This is a genomic window from Streptomyces sp. NPDC005706 (assembly GCF_040631045.1).
Classification (GTDB): Bacteria; Actinomycetota; Actinomycetes; order Streptomycetales; family Streptomycetaceae; genus Streptomyces.
In genome coordinates, this window is sequence record NZ_JBEXYS010000007.1 from 257158 (window position 1) to 274788 (window position 17631).

Sequence of the window (17631 nt, forward strand, 5' to 3'; positions counted from 1 at the left end):
TCGGGGAGGGTGCAGGTGAGCGGTATCCGTCCGCTTTTGTCTGATGAGTTACGCCCGTTTGGCATGTGTTTCGGGCACGTGCCGGACAGATGGCACGGAAAGCAGGCAATCCCCTTATGTGCGGACGATATGAAGCATGGTCGATTCACCCGGAAGTGTGAGCCGCCCGGCCGCCAACTCGCCCACGATCCGCACACAGCCGTGCAGCGGGTCGCCCTCCGCCGGAACGAGCCGGGCCCGCGGCAGCCGGTGCGCCAGCTCCTCACGCACCGGTTCGAGGAGTGGGTCGCCCATGTTGAAAAGGCCTCCGGTGAGTGCCACTTCGGCCGAGCCGGGGGCCGGGCAGACGGCCGCGGCGGACTCGGCCATGGCGCTGGCGGCCGCGCGCAGGATGCCGGCGGCCACCGGGTCGCGCGGGGCGCAGGCGGCCACCCGTGGCGCGAACGAGGCGAGCAGCGCCGGACGGTCGGAGCGCGGGTAGAGCAGGCCGGGCAGGCCGGGCAGCGGGCCGAACTGTTCCTCGGCACCGGCCCGCAGCGGTGCGGAGCCGCCGTCACGGCCGTCGTGGGCACGCAGGGCCGCTTCGAGACCGGCCCGGCCGATCCAGGCCCCGCCGCCGCAGTCGCCCAGCAGATGTCCCCAGCCGTCCGCCCTGTGCCAGCGGCGCAGATCGGTGCCGATCGCGATGAGTCCGGTGCCACCGGCGACCACCGCACCCGGCCGCGGTCCCAGGGCGCCCACGTAGGCCGTCACGGCGTCGGCGGCCAGCGCCACGGACCGCACCCCCAGTTCGCGGGCGAGCAGGCCCGGCAGTTCGGCGCGCAGGGCGTCACCCAGGGTGGCGAACCCGGCGGCGCCGACGACGGCCGTGCCCAGCTCGCGGATGCCGGCCCGCGTGGTCAGCTCCCGGGCCAGCGGCAGGAGTTGTGCCATGAGGTGCGCGGGGTCGATGCCCCGAGCGCCGGTGCGCACCGGCTCCCGCGACTCCCCCCGGGCCGACGGCGGCCGCCCCGGCACCCCGACGGCGACCCGGAGGCCGGAACCCCCGGAGTCCACGGCCAGGAAACCGGCGGCGGTCACGGCAGACGCCAGTCCACCGGCTGTCCGCCCTGCTCGGTCAACAGGTCGTTGGCCCGGCTGAACGGACGCGAACCGAAGAAGCCGCGGTCGGCGGACATGGGTGACGGGTGCGCCGACTCCACGGCCGGCAGCCGGCCCAGCAGCGGACGCAGGTTGCGGGCGTCCCGCCCCCACAGGATCGACACCAGCGGCTTGCCGCGTTCGGCCAGCGCCCGGATCGCCTGCTCGGTGACCTCCTCCCAGCCCTTGCCGCGATGGGCGGCCGGGCTGCGCGGTGCCGTGGTGAGCGCCCTGTTGAGCAGCAGTACGCCCTGCTGCGTCCAGGGCGTGAGATCGCCGGTGGACGGCTGGGGGAGCCCCAGATCGCTGTTGAGCTCACGGAAGATGTTGATCAGGCTCGGCGGCAGCGGACGCACCTCGGGCGCGACCGAGAACGAGAGCCCGACGGCGTGTCCGGGTGTCGGGTACGGGTCCTGACCGACGATCAGGACCCGTACGTCGTCGAAGGGCTGCTGAAAGGCGCGCAGGACGTTCGGCCCGGCGGGGAGGTAGGTGCGTCCCGCGGCGATCTCCGCGCGCAGGAAGTCGCCCATCGCGGCGACGCGTCCGGCGACGGGTTCCAGGGCCTTGGCCCAGCCCGGTTCGACGATTTCATGCAAGGGTCGTGGTGCCACGGGCGTCACCCTACTGCCGGGCACCGGCCGGCGATCAAGCCGAGACCGGGTCCGGCCGGGCACGGCCGCCGCCGCCCCGGCCGGCCGCCGCCCTCATCTCCCTTACAAGGCGGTCCTTCTCAGCCGATCACGGCGGCCCGTACGCACAGCACGTCCGGCAGATGGGAGGCCAGTTGCCGCCAGGTGTCGCCGTCGTCGGCCGAGGCGAACACCTCGCCGTTGCGGTTGCCGAAGTAGACGCCGGCCGGATCGGCGTCGTCCGTGCAGAGCGCGTCCCGCAGCACGGTGCCGTAGTGGTCCTCGGACGGCAGCCCCTTCGACAGCGGCTCCCAGCTCTCGCCCGCGTCGGCCGTCCGGAAGACCCGGCAGCGCCGCTCGGCCGGCACCCGGTCGGCGTCGGCGTTGATCGGGAAGACGTACGCCGTCCCGCCCCGGTGCGGATGGGCGGCCACCGCGAAGCCGAACGTCGACGGCAGCCCGGCGCCGATGTCCGTCCACTTCCCGCCCGCGTCGTCGCTGCGGTACACACCCCAGTGGTTCTGCAGATACAACCGGTCCGGGTCGGCCGCGTCGCGCGCGACCTTGTGCACGCACTGGCCGAACTCCGGGTCGGGATCCGGCAGGAACACCGCGGACACGCCCGAGTTGGACGGCGCCCAGCTCGCCCCGCCGTCCCGGGTGCGGAACACCCCGGCGGTGGACACGGCCACGGTCACCGCCCGCGGATCGCGCGCGTCGGTGAGCACCGTGTGCAGCCCCTCGCCGCCACCGCCCGGAACCCACCGGGAACGGGTCGGGTGCTCCCACAGGGGGCGCACCAGCTCGAAACTCTCCCCGCGGTCCTCCGAGCGGTACAGCGCGGCCGGTTCCGTCCCCGCGTACACCACGCCGGGCTCGGCGGCGGCCGGGTGGAGCTGCCAGACCCGCTCCAGCGAGGCGCCGGTTTCCTTGGGGAACTTGACGGCGGGCCGGGCCGGTTCGGTCCAGGTGCGGCCAAGATCGTCGGAGTGGAACACCGACGGGCCCCAGTGCGCGCTGTCGCCGCCCGCCAGCAGCCGGGGACGGTCGCCCCGGGTGTCGATGGCGACCGAGTAGACCGCCTGCGCGTTGAAGTAGGGAGTGTCGTCGAACTCCCAGCCGCCACCTCGCCTCCGCCCGATGAACAGGCCCTTGCGGGTACCCACGGCGAGCAGGACCTCGGTCATGCCGGTCACCTCCGGGACGTCGTCGTCCAGGTAGTCGTCAGATACCGGCCAGTCTGCACCCCACCACTGACAGTCACCCCCGGAAGCCGCTTCGCCGCAGGTCACAGCGGTGAAGTCGGCCCACCGCGCGTACCGGCGCCGATGCGTTGTGTCATGCGCCTGCGCGGAAGGGCGCTCTCGTGCGACCGTCGGGGAGACGGTTCGTCGTGAGCAACGGGGCGGCCGCGCCCGTATGGGAGTGCGGTCCGGCCTGTCGGTGCGCTCGTGAGGAGGATGCCTTTGAAGGCGTTCCGTGGTCCCAAGGTGTGGCTGTGGCGCTGGCGGCGCAATCCGCTGCGGCGCCGGACCGACGTGCTGGAGGCCTGGGTGGTGCTCGCCGCCTGGCTGCTCGTCGTCCTGACGGGGGCGGCGGCCGGCCTCGCCGCCGCCCGGTCCGTGGAGCACGGACTGGCCCGGGAGCGCGCCGCCTGGCGACCCGCCGTGGCCCGCGTCGTCGCCCGGGCCCCCGGAAGAACCGCTTCCGAGGCCTCCGGGACCGAGCGGGTCTGGGCACAGGTGCGCTGGACCGCCGCCGACGGCTCGGTGCACGCCGGGCAGGCCCGGGTCGCGCCGGGCAGCGCGGCCGGCAGCCCCGTCACCGTGTGGACCGACCCGCGGGGGCACCTGGTCAGCCGTCCGCCCACCGCGTCCGAGGCCACCTTCCGCGCCGCTCTCATGGGCGGCCTGGTCGGACTGAGCGCCGCAGCCGTCCCCTTCGCCGGCGGACTCGCCCTCCGTGGCCGGCTGGAACGCCGCCGCATGGACGACTGGGACGCGGAATGGGCCCGGCTGGGACCGCAGTGGGGGCGGATGACGTGGTGACGCTCCAGGCCGCGCCGGGACACGGCCAGGAGCGTCCGGGCGTTCCGCGGACCACCCCGGCCGGCTGACGGCCGCCCGGCGTCCCGCGCACGACAACGGCCCGTGGGTTCCTGGCGTCACGCACGCCACACCGGCTCCCGCGTCCCGCCCACGGCAGCGCGGCACGTGGGCTCCCGGCGTCCCGCACACCACAGCGGCATACGGGCTACGGACTGCGGCGGCCGTCCCGCACGCGAGAACAGCCCACAAGGTCCCCGCGTCCCGCCCGGCCGGAAGAGGTTTCACTGGAATTCGGGCAGCCCCGCCAGCACCTCCTCGCAAGCCCTGAGCAGCGCCTCGTCCTCGGCGATGGCGCGGCCGCCGTGCCCGCCCGCGCGCGCCGTGTGCCGCCGTGGGGCGGCCAGTTCCGCGATCACGAGGTCCCGCAGCGGCGCGCCCGCGGAGCCCATCGAGGCGAGACAGCGCGCGATCGGGCCCCGGGCGCCGGGACTCTCCGACCAGGCGGCCCGGAGCACCGGCAGCACGGGTCCCGGGTCGCCGCCGACGTGCCACAGCGCGCACGCGGCGAGGGTCCGCTGCCCGGCCTGCCCCGACGCCGCCGCCCGGCGGAGCTCCGGCAGGGCCGCACGGGCCGCCGGACCCATCCTGGCCAACTGCCGCACGGCCAGGCGGCGGACGCCCGGCTCGCCCGTTGCCAGCTCCCGTACCAGCACGGGAAGCACGGCCGGGGCGTCACCGTCCGCCGACCACAGCGCGCCCGCCGCCGCGGCCGCGTGCCGGGTGTGCAGCAGTGCGCGCAGGACCGGCGCCGCCCGGGTGGCGGCGCCGAGGGCGTCCAGTGTGACGACGGCCTGCCCGGCCACTTCGTCCCGCGCCCCGAGGCCGTCCGGGGCACCGGTCAGCAGCCGCAGCACCTCCGGGACCGCGGCCACGTCCCCGATGGCCCTGAGCGCCGTCAGCAGCGGCGCGGCCCCGGAGTCCGCGGCCGGCGAGTCCAGCGGTATCCGCCCCAGCCGGTGCCGCAGCGCGGGGGCGAGGGGAGCGGCGGCCAGGCCCAGATGCGCGATCTCGTCCCCCAGACCGCCGGGCACGACCGGGCCGGCCAGGACCTGGGCCAGCACCGGAACGGCCCGCGGATCGCCGCTGCGGGCAAGGGCTTTGAGGGCGCCGCCCACGGTGGGTGAGCCGCGCTCCCAGCGATGGGTCCACAGATCGGGCCGGGAGGACACCAGAGCGTGCAGGTCGTCCGCCGCCGGAGCGGCCAGGCCGAACAGCTCCGACAGGACGGAGACCGCCGCGTCCCGCAACCACTCCTCCTCCGCGCCCAGTTGACTGCCGACCAGGGCCACCGGCCCGGCGAAGCCGGCCCGCCAGCCGCGGAACAGCACCGCCGCCATCCATACGGCGTTGCCCCGGTCGACCGGGTCGGGGCTGGTCAACTGCCCGGTCAACAGGGTGATGCGGTCGCCGATCCGGTCGCCGAGCGCGGTGTGCAGGGTGCGCAGCAGCCGGGCGCCCTCCTCGTCCGAGGGGCGCAGCCGCCGTAATCGGCCCACCAGAGTGTCGTTGGCGGAGCGGTCCGGGACGCGGGCGCGGCGGGCCGACCGCTCCCGCAGCAGCCGGACGGCCGTCGGTACCAGGTCGGCGGGGAGCCGGTCGGGGGCACCGAGCGCGAGCTGGCCGAGCGCCGCGAGACGCAGCCCGGGGTCGTGCGGCGGGGCGCTCTGAGCGGTCAGCAGGTCCACCGCGGCGGCCCGTGCCGGGTACCGGCGCACGAACACACCGACGGCCTCGGTGAGGGCCAGCAGCACCCGGCCGTCCCGCTCGACCGGGATCCGCTGCCGCAGCAGCCCCAGCACGCGCGCCGGATCGTCGACGAACCTGACGACCGCGCCGGCCGCGGGCCGTCGCACCCCCGGGTCCGGATCCCCGAGCAGCGACACGAAGACCTCGCCGTCCGCCCGGACCGCCTCACGCGCGTGTGCGTCCCCGCTCTCCGCCCCGATGCTGACCAGCAGTTCCACGATGCAGCCCCGCTCCGGGACCGCCTCACGGGCGGCGAGCGAGAACAGGAAGGGAACGCAGGCGAGCGTCGAGTCGTACACGTTCCCCTCGTGGTGCACCGTGCCGTACATGCCGTCCAGCGCGGTCTGCCGCTCGGCGGTGTCCGCGGACGCCAGTCCGCGCAGCCAGCCGGGCACGTCCTGTGCGCTGCCGTAGGCGTGCCGCAGCGAGGCCCAGTCGACCTCGTCGATCCCGGTGAACACGATCCCCTCCCCCAGACGAGTGGCACCTGATCGCGAGTCTGCACCACCGCACTGACAACGAAGCGCGAGCATGCGCTGACTGTGTGCGATCCGTCGGCGGTCACCGGCCACCGAGCGGGAGGCACGCCCCTCGGCGAGGAGGGGCTCAGCTCGCGTCGGGCAGGGCCCGCTCCAGGATCGCGTCCAGGCCGGACCCGGCGGGCAGGGTGCCGAACGAGTGTCCCCAGTCGCCGCCCAGCCGGGTCGCGCAGAAGGCGTCCGCCACCGGGTGCGGGGCGTACCGGACCAGCAGGGACGCCTGCAGCGCGAGGGCCATCCGCTCGACGAGCCGTCGGGCGCCCACCTGCCCGGTTTCGGCCAACTGCGTCCGCAGCCCGGCAACGGCGGCGTCCAGCCGGGCGTCCGCCCCGCGCGCGAGGGCGAGTTCGCCGAACAGGGCCTCGGCGGTGTCCGGTTCCCGTCCCAGGGCGCGCAGCACGTCGAGCGCGTTGACGTTGCCCGAGCCCTCCCAGATGGACAGCAGCGGGGCCTCCCGGTAGTGGCGGGGCATCCCGGACTCCTCGACGTACCCGTTGCCGCCCAGGCACTCCAGGGCCTCCGCGGTGAACGCCGGGCCCCGCTTGGTGACCCAGTACTTGCCCACGGCGGTGGCGATCCGCCGGAAGGCCCGCTCCCCGGCGTCCCCGCGCACCGCCCGGTCCGCGGCGCCCGCCAGCCGCAGGGTGAGCGTGGTCGCCGCCTCCGACTCCAGCGCGAGGTCGGCCAGCACGTTGCGCATCAGCGGCTGGTCGATCAGCCGGGCACCGAAGGCGCTGCGGTGACGCGCGTGGTGGCCCGCCTCGACGAGCGTCTTGCGCATCAGGGTCGCCGAGGACATCACGCAGTCCAGCCGGGTGCAGTTGACCATCTCGATGATCGTCTTCACGCCCCGGCCCTCCGGCCCGACCAGCCAGGCCACCGTCCGGTCGAACTCAGGCTCGGAGGAGGCGTTGGACCGGTTGCCGAGCTTGTCCTTCAGCCGCTGGATGCGGAACGTGTTGCGGCTGCCGTCCGGCAGTACGCGCGGCACCAGGAAGCACGACAGGCCGCCCGGCGCCTGCGCGAGCACCAGGAAGACGTCGCACATGGGAGCCGAGGTGAACCACTTGTGCCCGCGCAGTGTGTAGACGCCCGCCTCTCCGGTGGGCGTGGCCACGGTGGTGTTGGCGCGGACGTCGGAACCGCCCTGCTTCTCGGTCATGCCCATCCCGGCGAGCAGCCCGGGCTTCTCGGCCGGGACGCGCAGCCCGGGCTCGTACTCGCGGCTGGTCAGCAGCGGCTCGTAGACCTTGGCGAGGTCCGGCTGGGCGCGCAGCGCGGGCACCGCGGCGTACGTCATCGAGGTGGGGCAGCCGTGCCCGGCCTCGGTGTGCCCCCACACCAGGCCGCCCGCCGTGCGGGCCACGTGGGCGCCGGTGCGGTCGTCCGCCCAGGGCGCGCCGGCCAGGCCCTCCGCGACGGCCGTCCGCATCAGGTGGTGCCAGCTGGGGTGGAACTCGACCTCGTCGACCCGGTGGCCGTAGCGGTCGTGGGTGCGCAGCTCCGGCTCGTGCAGATTGGCCAGTTCGCCCCACTCCTGGGCCTCGGCGCTGCCTGCCTGCCGCCCCAGCCGCCGCAGGCCGTCCTCGGCCCAGCCGGCGCCCTCCCGGCGCAGGCCCTCCAGCAGGGCCCGGTCCTCCGAGGCGTCGTACGGGGCCAAGGGCGGGGCCTGGTTGGTGACGTCGTGGGTGGCGTACTGCGACTGCGGGTGCGCGGATGTCGAGACCATGGAGACATGTTGCACTCTCTCTGCAGGTGTAGCAATGATGCAACAAGAAGTCTCCGTACAGTGTGTGCCCATGCGCATGAACGTGTCAGCCGAGCCGGGCGGGGCCGCGCTGCGGCCGCTGTCCGCGCGGTCGGTCGTGCTGAGCCTGCTCCTGGGGGCGCACCCGCCCGAGCTGCCGGTGAAGGCCCTGGTCGGGCTGGTGGAACCCTTCGGTGTGGGCGGTTCCACGCTGCGGGCCGCGCTCAGCCGGATGGTGGCGGCGGGCGACCTCCGGCGCACGGACGCCGTCTACCGGCTCAGCGACCGGTTGCTGGCCCGTCAGCGCCGCCAGGACGAGGCGCTGCGCCCCCGCACGCGCGCATGGCACGGCGACTGGGAGATGCTGGTGATCACGGCGACGGGCCGCGGTCCCGCCGAACGGGCCGATCTGCGCACCCGCCTGACCGCCCTGCGCCTGGCCGAACTCCGCGAGGGCGTGTGGCTGCGCCCGGCCAACCTCGGCCGGCCGCTGCCCGCCGGCCTCGCGCGCGTGACGCTGTCGTACACCGCGCGCCCCGACGGCGACCCGCACGACCTGGCCGCCCGGCTGTGGCCCCTGGACGAGTGGGCCGCCACCGCGCGCGCCCTGCTCGCCCACACGGCCGCGGCCCGCCGGCCGGCCGACCGCCTCACCGCCTTCGCCGCGGCCGTGCGCCACCTGCTCACCGACCCCGTCCTGCCGGCCGGCCTGCTGCCCGCCGACTGGCCGGGGGAGGCGCTGCGCACCGCCTACGCGGAGTACCAGGAGGAACTGTCCGCCTCGCTGGGGTCCCGGGGGCGCGCGCGATAGCTCCGCGAGCGTGCGGAGGCCGCCGCCCCGGCGGGACGGCGGCCCCTCAGGCCCTTCGGCGCTCACTTGTAAGTGATGTCCGAGGACGAGTACTTGCAGTAGGTGCCGTCCGCGCCCGAGCCGTTCGTCGACGGCTCCTTGCCCGTGTTGTTGCCGATGTACTTCTGGCACGGGACGATCTTCTTGCTGCTGTCGCCGACGACGGTGATGTTCTTCAGGGTCGCGCTGTCGCCGTAGTTGGTGTTGATGCCGACGAGCTTGCTGCCCTTGTACGTCGCCTCGATGGAGTTGAGGTTGATCGTGCGCTTGTACTGCGTCTTGCAGTTGCCGCACGAGCGGGCGAAGGTGCCGAAGTTCTTCACGGCGAAGCTCGAGACGTTCAGCGTCCCGGCGCCGTTGAACTGGAACACCTTGTCGCCGGCCTCCTTCGCCCCGCCGCCGCTGACGGTGTAGACGTTGGAGGACGAGGAGCCGAGGAACGTGGCCGCGTCCTCGCCGACGTCCTCCCACCACACGTTCTGCAGGGTGCAACTGCCCAGGCAGTGGATGCCGTCCGCGGCGGGTGAGCCGATGATGACGTTCTTGACCACCGCGCCGGGCGCGAGTTCCAGGATGGGCCCCTGGTCCTCGTCCTGGCCGCCGGTGCCCAGGTCTCCGGAGCCGTACAGGCGCTTCATCCCGTAGTCCTTGGTGCCGGACACCGAGATGGTGGACGTCACCGCCTGACTGCCGTTGGCCGAGGGCCAGGTGGCGGCGCTTGCCGTCGATCCGTTAGTCATGATCATGCCAACCGAAAGACCGAGGGCGGCGAGTCCGCCCAGCGGCGCGCGGCCCGATCCCGCGCGTGTGAGTGCCGTTGAGGTCATGTCCCGAATGCCTTCCTCCGAGTGGGGGTGGTCAGATCTTTCCGGCGCCGGCGCCGGCCGTCACCGAGGCGACGACGCCGGACGCGGGCTCGGCGGTGTAGCCGTACGGGGGGCTGGTGAAGGTGCCGGCCCGTGAGATCTCGGTCGCGGCTCCGCCGAGGTCGTTGCCGCGCAGATTGGCGTAACCGTCCACATCGCTGTCCCGGCTGGTGGTGACGGCGACCTCGGTGCCGCGGAAGACGTTGTTCTCGACCAGCATCTGCGCGCGCATCCGCGAGTGCACGGCGGTCTCGGCGTCGACGACGTAGTTGTCGTAGAAGTGCCCGGTGCCGAAACGCAGGCTGGGGATGCGGGAGTTGACGTTGTCGAACCAGTTGTGGTGGTACGTCACCCGCAGGTGCCCGGTGTCCTCGCTCGCGTTGCTGTCGCTGTGGCCCACGAGCGAGCCCTTGTAGTGGTCCTTGAAGGTGTTCCAGGAGACGGTCACGTAGTCGGACCCGTGGGTGATGTCGACCAGGCCGTCGTAGTAGTCCTTGCCGTGATCTCGGTCCGAGGACAGGGTGTTGTGGTCGATCCACACCTTCGTCGAGGCCTGCACGGTGATCGCGTCGGTCTTGACGGCCTTGCTGAGGCTGAGGTTGCGGACGACGACGTTGGTGACCTTCTTCAGGCGCAGTCCGCCGCCGGTGAACCCGGAGGACGAACCGACGCCCAGGACCGTGGTGTTGGAGCCGATGTCGATCTGACCGCTCAGCGATATCAGACCGCTGACCTTCACGACCTTCGCCGTACCGCCGGCGACGGCCGCCTTGAAGGCGGCGGACGTGGAGACGGTCACCGCCGCGGCGCCGCCGCCGCCCGTGGTGCCGGCGCCGAATCCGACGGGCGAGGTGTCGGCCGCCCCGGCCGCCTGAGGCAGCGCGAGCACGGCCGTGGCCGCGAGGGCCACGGCGGCCGTCGCCGCTCCGGTGAGGTGTCGCTTCAGCATGCGGGTGCGTCCCTTCGAGTGGGGGTGGTTTGTGTACGTGAATGACGTACGCAATGTGGAACGCGCATGAGGGATTTCGTGGCCTCCTGACCCCAACTGGCGGGTCAGTCGGTCACGTCGATGAACGGGAACGTAAGGGGTAAGCGCTTTCTGGTCAACGCTTCCCGCAGTCGGTTTTCGGTCACCCGGCAGTCTCGTGGGAGCGCTTCCATGATGGGAGTGTCCATGCCACGATGCACCCGTGAAGCCGTTCAGCAGAACGTCGATCGCCACCCTGCTCACCCTCTGTGTCCTGGTCCTCTCCCTGTTCGTCGCGTCCTCGGCGCTCAGAGCCGTGCTCGGGTGGCCCGGTCCGGGACGGCCGCCCGCGGCTCCGGTCGCCGAGGCGGGCCCGCACTGGGTGCACACCTGGACCGGCATGCCGCAGCTGACCGAGCACGGGAACCTGCCGCCCGCGCCGTTCACCGGTGAGTCCTCGGTGCTCGCCGACACCACGCGGCGGCAGACCGTCCACGTCACCATCGGCGGCAGGCACCTCCGGCTGCGGTTCTCCAACGCCTACGGAGACACTCCGCTGCCGCTGACCGCGGTGACCGTGGCACTCCCCGAGGGCGGCCGCGCCGGGGCCGGCGCGATCGAACCCGGCAGCCTGCGCCGGGTGACCTTCGCCGGCCGGGATGCCGGGACGGTCCCGGTCGGCGCCCAACTGGTCTCGGACCCCGTCGACTTCCGCCTGCGCCCCGGATCCGACCTGACCGTGACGGCGTACACCGCCCAGGGTCAGCCGTCGCTCGCGCTGACCTCGCACCCCGGGTCGCGCACCACCTCGTACCTCCAGCGCGGCGACCACACCGGCGACCTGGACCTGCCGGACGCCACCGCGGTGAACCACTGGTACCTGCTGAGCGACGTCGAGGTGCTGTCACCCGGGCGGGCGGCGGCGGTGGCCGTGGTGGGCGACTCGCTCACCGACGGCCGCGGGTCCACGACCAACGGCAACGACCGCTGGCCGGACCGGCTCGCCGAGCGGCTGCGCGCCCGCGGCGCCACCTCGGACATCGCCGTGCTGAACCAGGCCGCGGGCGGCAACCGCGTGCTCGCCGACGGACTCGGCCCCAATGTGCTCGCCCGGCTGGACCGGGACGTCCTCTCCCGCAGCGGGGTCTCCTGGCCGATCCTCTTCGAGGGCGTGAACGACATCGGCACCGCCGACGCCGCTGCCGGGGCCCAGCCCGCCGTCACCGACGACCTGATCGCCGGGTACGAGCAGATCCTGGTCCGCGCCCACGCCCAGGGCATCCGCGTCTACGGCGCGACCCTGACGCCGTTCGGCGGCAACGCCCTCTACGACGACGCGGCGGGGGAGCGCGAGGCGTCCCGGCAGCGCGTCAACGCCTGGATCCGCACCCCCGGCCACTTCGACGCGGTGATCGACTTCGACCGCGCGGTCCGGGACCCGGCCCGCCCTGCCCGGCTGCTCCCCGGCCTCCACGACGGAGACTGGCTGCATCTCAACCCGAAGGGGTACGGGGTGCTGGCGGAAGCGGTGCCCACGGGGCTGTTCCGAGGGAAGTGACCCGGCGGCGGCACCGGCCGCCGCCGGGTCACCGACTCACGTCGTACCGGGCGACGTTCGCCCGGCCTCCCGCTCACCGGCCGGCGCCGCCCCGGCCTCGGCGTCCGCGTCGGTCCCGGCCGCCGCCGGCGAACCGGCCCGATCCGGAAGGTGGTTGAACAGCAGGTTCAGGACGACCGCCGTCAGGCAGCCCGCGCTGATGCCGCTGTTCATCACCGTCTGGAACCAGTCCGGGAACTTCGCGTAGACCGCGGGCACACCCACCGGAAGCATGCCGACCGCCACCGAGACCGCCACCACCGTCAGGTTGTCATTGCCCCTGAAGCCGACCCGGGCCAGCGTCCGCAGGCCGCTCGCCGCGACGCTGCCGAACATCACCAGGCCCGCCCCGCCGAGCACCGGCGCGGGAATCGCCGCGACCACCGCCCCCAGCTTCGGCAGCAGACCGAGCAGCACGAGGATGCCGCCGGCCGCCGCGACCACCCACCGGCTGCGCACCCGGGTCATCCCGACCAGCCCCACGTTCTGCGCGTACGCCGTGTACGGGAAGGTGTTGAACACGCCGCCGAGGACGGTCGACAGACCGTCCGCGCGCAGTCCGTCGGCCAGGGAGCGCGGCTCGACCCGCCGCTCCGTCAGCTCACCGACCGCGATCAGGTCACCGGTCGTCTCCGTCATCGTCACCAGCGCCACCACCAGCATGGACACGATCGCCGACACCCTGAACTCCGGCGCCCCGAAGTGGAACGGGGTGCTGATGCCTACCCAGTCCGCGTCCGCGACGCCGCCGAAGTCGGTGAACCCGAGGGGCACGGCGACCGCCAGGCCCACGACGATGCCGGTGAGGACGGCGATGCGGCTCAGGAAAGCGGGCGCGAACCGCTGTACGCCCAGCACCACCGCGAGCACGAAGGCCGCCAGCGCCAGGTTCCTCGGCTCGCCGAAGTCCTTCGCACCGGCGCCGCCCGCGGCCCAGTTGCCCGCGACCGGGAGCAGCGACAGGCCGATGATCAGGATCACCGTGCCGGTGACCAGGGGCGGGAAGAAGCGCAGCAGCCGCCCGAAGACCGGCGCGAGCAGCATGATCGCCAGACCCGCGACGATCACCGAGCCGTAGATGGCCGGCAGCCCGCCGCCCGTCGTCCCGATGAGGACCATCGGCGACACGGCCGCGAACGTGCAGCCCTGCATGATCGGCAGCCGCACACCGAACCGCCAGAAACCGACGCACTGGATCAGCGTGGCGATGCCGCACACCAGCAGGTCGGCGGTGATCAGGTAGGCCAGGTCGGCGGGCGACAGCTTCATCGCGCCGCCCACGATCAGGGGCACCGCCACGGCGCCGGCGTACATCGCGAGCACATGCTGCAGGCCGAAGGCCGCGAGCCGCCGTGCCGGTGGTATCTCGTCTACGGGGTGGGTGTCTGCGGTCGTGGACATGGGGACTCCAGAGCGGCGGGTGGAGGAGTGGCATCCGGACAGCACGAGACCGTAAGGGCCTTGAACAGTTTGTTGATTTCTGCGTTGTTGCCGGTGTGTGTCATGCCCACCTGGGCGCCGTCGACTCCGCTAGCCGGCGCGCGCCGCCGTCAGCAGGGCGTCCCAGTCGGCCAGCTTGACCACGCCTCGCCCCAGCCGCGCGCCCAGCTCCGCCTCGGCGCGTTCGATGGCCAGCCAGCCGGTCCACGGCACCGGCTCGATCCCGGCCGCCCGCAGTGCCGGGATCGGATCGTCGCGCGTCCGGTCGCGCACGAGCGCGGGCGCGTCGGTGAGCAGGGAGGTGACCGTCTCCTTGGCGCACGGCCGGTTGGTGCCGATGACCCCCGTCGGACCGCGCTTGATCCACCCGGCGACGTACTCGCCCGGTGAGGTGGTGCCCTCACGCAGCACGCGGCCCTGCCGGTGCGGCACCGTACCGCTCGACGCGTCGAACGGCAGCCCGTCCAGCGGCACTCCGCGGTAGCCGACCGACCGCAGCACCAACTGGGCCGGCACGGTCTCGAAGCGGCCCGTGCCCGTCACGCCCCCGTGGCCGTCCGGCGCGGTCCGTTCGAAGCGCACGGCACCCACCCGGCCCTCCCGCGCGACCAGTTCGACCGGCCGCAGGAAGAACCGCAGCCGGATCCGGCGGGCGGCCCGGCCGGTCCGGTCCGCCGCCCACCCGCGCAGCGCCTCCACGTTGCGGCGCTGCACCGCCGGCAGCGCCGCCGGGTCGGCGCACCCGGGGTCCAGTGCCAGGTCGCCCGCGTCCACCGACACCTCGGTGCCGGGCAGGCCGCCCAGCTCGCGCAGCTCCTTGGTGGTGAAACGGGCCTGCGAGGGGCCGCGCCGGCCGACCATGTGGACCTCGGCGACCCCGCTCGCCGCCAGCGCGTCCAGCGCCGCCTGCGGCATGTCCGTCGGGCGCAGCTCGCCGGGGCCCCGCGCCAGCATCCGCGTGACGTCCACGGCCACGTTGCCCACACCGATGACCACGGCCGACCGCACCCCGCGCACGAACCCGGTGTCGGCAGCGTCCGGATGGGCGCTGTACCAGGACACGAACTCTGTCGCCGACCAGCTCCCCGGCAGCTCCTCGCCGGGGATGCCCAGCCGGCGGTCCGCGGCGGCGCCCACGCAGTACACGACCGCGTCGTACAGCTCCCGCAGCCGCGCCACGGGCAGTCCGCCCGGGCCGCCCACCCGGACCCCGCCGAGGAACCGCACCCGGTCGTGTTCCAGCACCGCGCGCAGGCTGCCCTGGAGGGACTTGATCTTCTCGTGGTCCGGGGCGACGCCGTACCGCACCAGGCCGTAGGGGCACGGCAGCCGGTCCAGCACGTCCACGTGGACCTCGGGATCGAGCTGGACCAGGTTCTGGGCGGTGTAGCACCCGCTCGGCCCGGAACCGACGACGGCGACACGCAGCACGGTGGTACTCCTTGCCCCGAAGGAGAAAAGTGTGCGGACGGCTCCAGCATGGCACCGCCGCGTCCGGGGCGGCAGGGGCCGGGAGGGTGACCCGCACGCGGGTCCGCACGCCCGCACCGCCTCCGCACACCCGCACCGGGTCCGTACGCTGCCCGCACCGGGCTCGCATGTCCGCACCGGCTCCGGGCGCCGTCCGCCCGGCCCGTCCCCCGGGTGCCGTCTACTCGGCCGGCTTCCCGGGTGCCGCCCGCTCGGCCCGCTCCCCGGTCGCGAAGAAGCGCGACAGGTCCTGGCAGCGGGCCGGCGCGGCGTCCGTGCCGCTGCCCGGCGGCGTGCCCAGCTCCCAGTCGAGCCGGTACCGCTCGAACAGCTCGGCCCGCAGCGCCGGGACCGGCATCGGCACCCCGGGTACCAGGGCCGCGAACACCGCGCCCATCAGCGTGGCCCGCAGCATGGGGTAGTCGGCCGTCACGTCCGCCGAGCCGTACCGGGCGACCGTGTCGCTCAGCAGCTCGGACAGCCGTCGCTGCTCCGGGCACTGCACGAAGCCCTCGGCCTGGAGCAGTCCGGCCATGTGCTGCCGCATGAGCACCGGGCGGTCGTGGGCGAGGCCCAGGATCGCGTCGATGGCCCGGGCGAGGCGCTCGCGACCGTCGTCGGTCCGCGGCTCCCGCTCCAGTGCCTCCCCCAGCGTGCGGTGCATCAGCCGGTGCACGGCCGACTGCACGAGCTGGCGCTTGCCGGGGAAGTAGTACGACACCAGTCCGCGCGCCGAGCCCGCCCGGTCCGCGATGTCGGCCAGTGTGGTGGCCTCGAACCCGTGCTCGTCGACCAGTTCGACCGCGGCCTGCAGCAGCCGCTCCCGGGAACGCCGCCGCAACTCTTCATTGACCGAGGCGCTGCGCGGGGACATCCTGTAACTCCTGCGTTGACTGGCTGTCAGCCAACTATACTCGGACGCAGTGGCTCCGCCGTGCGCGGAGTCCGCTCAGAGCTGCCGTCCGTCTGGGGCGACACGGGGGATCGTCTCAGGCGGGCGGCTTCGAACATGCCGTCCCGGGCCGCCGGGAGCGGCGGCCCGGTCAGCCGACCAGGTCCAGGACCGGCAGCAGCGCGTCCGGCCGCTGTGCCACCGGCAGGTGGTCCACGAAGTGCACGCGGCAGCCCAGCGCGGCCGCGCCGCCGTCCGCCGTTCTGTTGTCCCCGACCATCAGCACCTGGCGCGGGTCGGCGCCCAGTTCCTCGCAGGCGGCCGAGAAGAGCCGCGGGTCCGGCTTCTGCACGCCGTGTTCGTACGACAGCACATACGCGTCCACGTACGCGTCGAGGCCGTGCTCGCGGAAGACCGGGCGCAGGTCCCAGCCGATGTTGCTGACCACACCCACGCCGATCCCGCGCTCGCGCAGCGCCCGCAGTACGTCGGCGGCGTCCTGGTACGGGGACCAGGCGGCGGGGGCCATGTGCCGCTCGTACAGCGCGTCGTGCAGTTCGGGGACGGGCAGCGGCACACGCCGGGACAGCCCGGTGTAGGCGGCCCGGTGCTGCTCGGCGCTCTCGTCCCGGACGGCCCACAGCCCGGCCAGGTCCTCCGGCACCTCGACCGGGTCCGCTCCGCCCGGCAGCGCGCCCGCCACCTCCAACGCGGCCGCCGTGTCGGCGAGTTCGGGGCCGGTGAGCGCGATTCCGGCCTCGTCCAGCACGGCCCGCAGCCAGGACTCGGTGGACTCGACACGGAACAGGGTCCCGGAGAAATCGAAGAGCACGGCAGCCATGCGCCGGACTCTACCGGGGTGTTGATCCCGGCCGGCCGTTCCCCGGCCACTCGTACACCGCCACGGCGACCGCCACCACCAGCGCCCCCAGCAGCCAGCCGCCCAGCACGTCCGAGGGCCAGTGGACACCCAGCCACACCCGGGTCAGGCCCACACCGGCCACCGAGACGGCGGCCACGGCGACGGCCGTACGCCACAGGGCCCGGCCGGCGTTGTGGCGGTGCAGCAGCCACAGCAGGAGTCCGCAGACGACGGTGGCCGTCATGGCGTGGCCGGAGGGGAAGGCCGCGTAGTGCGCGCTGTCGACGGGGTCCGGCCAGGCCGGACGGGGCCGTCCGACGGCGGTCTTCACCGCCTGCTGCAGGATCGTGGCCAGCGCCACGGCCACCGCCAGCCACGACGCCGTCCACCAGGCCGCGCGGCGCCACCCGAGCCACACCGCCGCGGCGGCGCACACCAGGCGCATGGTCAGCGGATCCCAGACCCAGTCGGTCAGGACGCGGAAGGCGTACGTGACACCGTGATCGCTCACCGCCCAGCGGTGGGTGGTGCGCGAGATGTCGCCGTCCAGGGCGAGCAGCGGACGCCACCGCAGCACGACGACCGCCAGCAGCAGCGCGCAGCAGACGGCGAGGACGACGGCCGCGCGGGCCGCGGTGCGGTGGGGCGGTGTACGGGGCGGGGATTCGGTCGGCCGGCGGCGCATGCTGCGATCTTCGCCGAAGAGGCGGCCCGATGGCCACCGTCCGGGCGCAGGGCCGCTCACCGGGAACGGAGGACGTCCCGGGTGCCGAGG

The 17631-nt window shown here is 73.9% G+C and carries 14 protein-coding genes and 1 pseudogene; 3 read left to right on the forward strand and 12 right to left on the reverse strand.

Annotation, left to right across the window (positions count from 1 at the left end; genetic code table 11):
• Positions 1–114: 114 nt before the first annotated feature.
• The 3 genes and pseudogenes from ABZ478_RS16145 to ABZ478_RS16155 form a co-directional block, all read right to left on the reverse strand.
• Positions 115–1080, reverse strand: coding sequence for a BadF/BadG/BcrA/BcrD ATPase family protein (locus tag ABZ478_RS16145; RefSeq protein ID WP_359549504.1), 966 nt, complete (start codon positions 1078–1080; stop codon positions 115–117).
• Positions 1077–1754, reverse strand: a complete 678-nt coding sequence (locus ABZ478_RS16150; RefSeq protein WP_359549507.1) for a uracil-DNA glycosylase — start codon at positions 1752–1754, stop codon at positions 1077–1079. Before ABZ478_RS16150 ends, ABZ478_RS16145 begins: the two co-directional genes overlap by 4 nt.
• Before the next feature lie 119 nt (positions 1755–1873).
• Positions 1874–3026, reverse strand: a pseudogene (locus tag ABZ478_RS16155) (exo-alpha-sialidase).
• Between the two features lie 206 nt (positions 3027–3232).
• Between ABZ478_RS16155 and ABZ478_RS16160 the strand changes: the two are divergent.
• On the forward strand, positions 3233–3820 hold the full coding sequence (locus ABZ478_RS16160; protein WP_359549508.1) for a hypothetical protein: 588 nt from the start codon (positions 3233–3235) through the stop codon (positions 3818–3820).
• Between the two features lie 281 nt (positions 3821–4101).
• Here ABZ478_RS16160 and ABZ478_RS16165 read toward each other — a convergent pair whose 3' ends face one another.
• Both ABZ478_RS16165 and ABZ478_RS16170 read right to left on the reverse strand, forming a co-directional pair.
• Positions 4102–6087, reverse strand: a complete 1986-nt coding sequence (locus ABZ478_RS16165) for a HEAT repeat domain-containing protein (RefSeq protein WP_359549509.1) — start codon at positions 6085–6087, stop codon at positions 4102–4104.
• 145 nt (positions 6088–6232) lie between these two features.
• Positions 6233–7894, reverse strand: coding sequence for a DNA alkylation response protein (locus ABZ478_RS16170; protein ID WP_359549511.1), 1662 nt, complete (start codon positions 7892–7894; stop codon positions 6233–6235).
• Positions 7895–7964: 70 nt separating this feature from the next.
• Between ABZ478_RS16170 and ABZ478_RS16175 the strand changes: the two genes are divergently transcribed.
• Positions 7965–8723 (forward strand): PaaX family transcriptional regulator C-terminal domain-containing protein, encoded by a 759-nt coding sequence (locus tag ABZ478_RS16175; protein WP_359549512.1) that lies wholly within the window; start codon positions 7965–7967, stop codon positions 8721–8723.
• A 62-nt stretch (positions 8724–8785) separates the two neighbouring features.
• Here the strand turns inward: ABZ478_RS16175 and ABZ478_RS16180 are convergent, their stop codons facing one another.
• Together ABZ478_RS16180 and ABZ478_RS16185 are read right to left on the reverse strand one after the other, a co-directional pair.
• A complete protein-coding gene (locus ABZ478_RS16180; protein ID WP_359549515.1) occupies positions 8786–9589 on the reverse strand; it encodes a pectate lyase in 804 nt (267 codons plus the stop codon).
• A 31-nt stretch (positions 9590–9620) separates the two neighbouring features.
• Positions 9621–10577 carry a polysaccharide lyase family 1 protein gene (locus tag ABZ478_RS16185; RefSeq protein WP_359549516.1) on the reverse strand — a complete coding sequence of 319 codons (957 nt, stop codon included), beginning with the start codon at positions 10575–10577 and terminating at the stop codon, positions 9621–9623.
• A 241-nt stretch (positions 10578–10818) separates the two neighbouring features.
• Between ABZ478_RS16185 and ABZ478_RS16190 the strand changes: the two genes are divergently transcribed.
• Positions 10819–12153 (forward strand): SGNH/GDSL hydrolase family protein, encoded by a 1335-nt coding sequence (locus ABZ478_RS16190; RefSeq protein ID WP_359549517.1) that lies wholly within the window; start codon positions 10819–10821, stop codon positions 12151–12153.
• 36 nt (positions 12154–12189) lie between these two features.
• Here the strand turns inward: ABZ478_RS16190 and ABZ478_RS16195 are convergent, their stop codons facing one another.
• The 5 genes from ABZ478_RS16195 to ABZ478_RS16215 all read right to left on the reverse strand — a co-directional run bounded on the left by ABZ478_RS16195 (position 12190) and on the right by ABZ478_RS16215 (position 17541).
• Positions 12190–13593 (reverse strand): nucleobase:cation symporter-2 family protein, encoded by a 1404-nt coding sequence (locus ABZ478_RS16195; RefSeq protein WP_359549519.1) that lies wholly within the window; start codon positions 13591–13593, stop codon positions 12190–12192.
• A 129-nt stretch (positions 13594–13722) separates the two neighbouring features.
• Entirely contained in the window at positions 13723–15063 is a 1341-nt protein-coding gene (locus ABZ478_RS16200) for an FAD-dependent oxidoreductase (protein WP_359549522.1), read from the reverse strand.
• 220 nt (positions 15064–15283) lie between these two features.
• A complete protein-coding gene (locus ABZ478_RS16205; protein ID WP_359549524.1) occupies positions 15284–15976 on the reverse strand; it encodes a helix-turn-helix domain-containing protein in 693 nt (230 codons plus the stop codon).
• A gap of 169 nt (positions 15977–16145) precedes the next feature.
• A complete protein-coding gene (locus ABZ478_RS16210; RefSeq protein WP_359549527.1) occupies positions 16146–16835 on the reverse strand; it encodes an HAD-IA family hydrolase in 690 nt (229 codons plus the stop codon).
• A 10-nt stretch (positions 16836–16845) separates the two neighbouring features.
• On the reverse strand, positions 16846–17541 hold the full coding sequence (locus ABZ478_RS16215; protein ID WP_359549528.1) for a phosphatase PAP2 family protein: 696 nt from the start codon (positions 17539–17541) through the stop codon (positions 16846–16848).
• Between the last annotated feature and the right edge of the window lie 90 nt (positions 17542–17631).

Excerpts from the sequence above, each read along its gene's own strand:
- ABZ478_RS16160 (WP_359549508.1), top strand. The coding sequence starts at position 3,233 with ATGCCTTTGAAGGCGTTCCGTGGTCCCAAGGTGTGGCTGTGGCGCTGG.
- ABZ478_RS16170 (WP_359549511.1), bottom strand. The coding sequence starts at position 7,894 with ATGGTCTCGACATCCGCGCACCCGCAGTCGCAGTACGCCACCCACGAC.
- ABZ478_RS16175 (WP_359549512.1), top strand. The coding sequence starts at position 7,965 with ATGCGCATGAACGTGTCAGCCGAGCCGGGCGGGGCCGCGCTGCGGCCG.
- ABZ478_RS16180 (WP_359549515.1), bottom strand. The coding sequence starts at position 9,589 with ATGACCTCAACGGCACTCACACGCGCGGGATCGGGCCGCGCGCCGCTG.
- ABZ478_RS16185 (WP_359549516.1), bottom strand. The coding sequence starts at position 10,577 with ATGCTGAAGCGACACCTCACCGGAGCGGCGACGGCCGCCGTGGCCCTC.
- ABZ478_RS16195 (WP_359549519.1), bottom strand. The coding sequence starts at position 13,593 with ATGTCCACGACCGCAGACACCCACCCCGTAGACGAGATACCACCGGCA.
- ABZ478_RS16205 (WP_359549524.1), bottom strand. The coding sequence starts at position 15,976 with ATGTCCCCGCGCAGCGCCTCGGTCAATGAAGAGTTGCGGCGGCGTTCC.
- ABZ478_RS16210 (WP_359549527.1), bottom strand. The coding sequence starts at position 16,835 with ATGGCTGCCGTGCTCTTCGATTTCTCCGGGACCCTGTTCCGTGTCGAG.
- ABZ478_RS16215 (WP_359549528.1), bottom strand. The coding sequence starts at position 17,541 with ATGCGCCGCCGGCCGACCGAATCCCCGCCCCGTACACCGCCCCACCGC.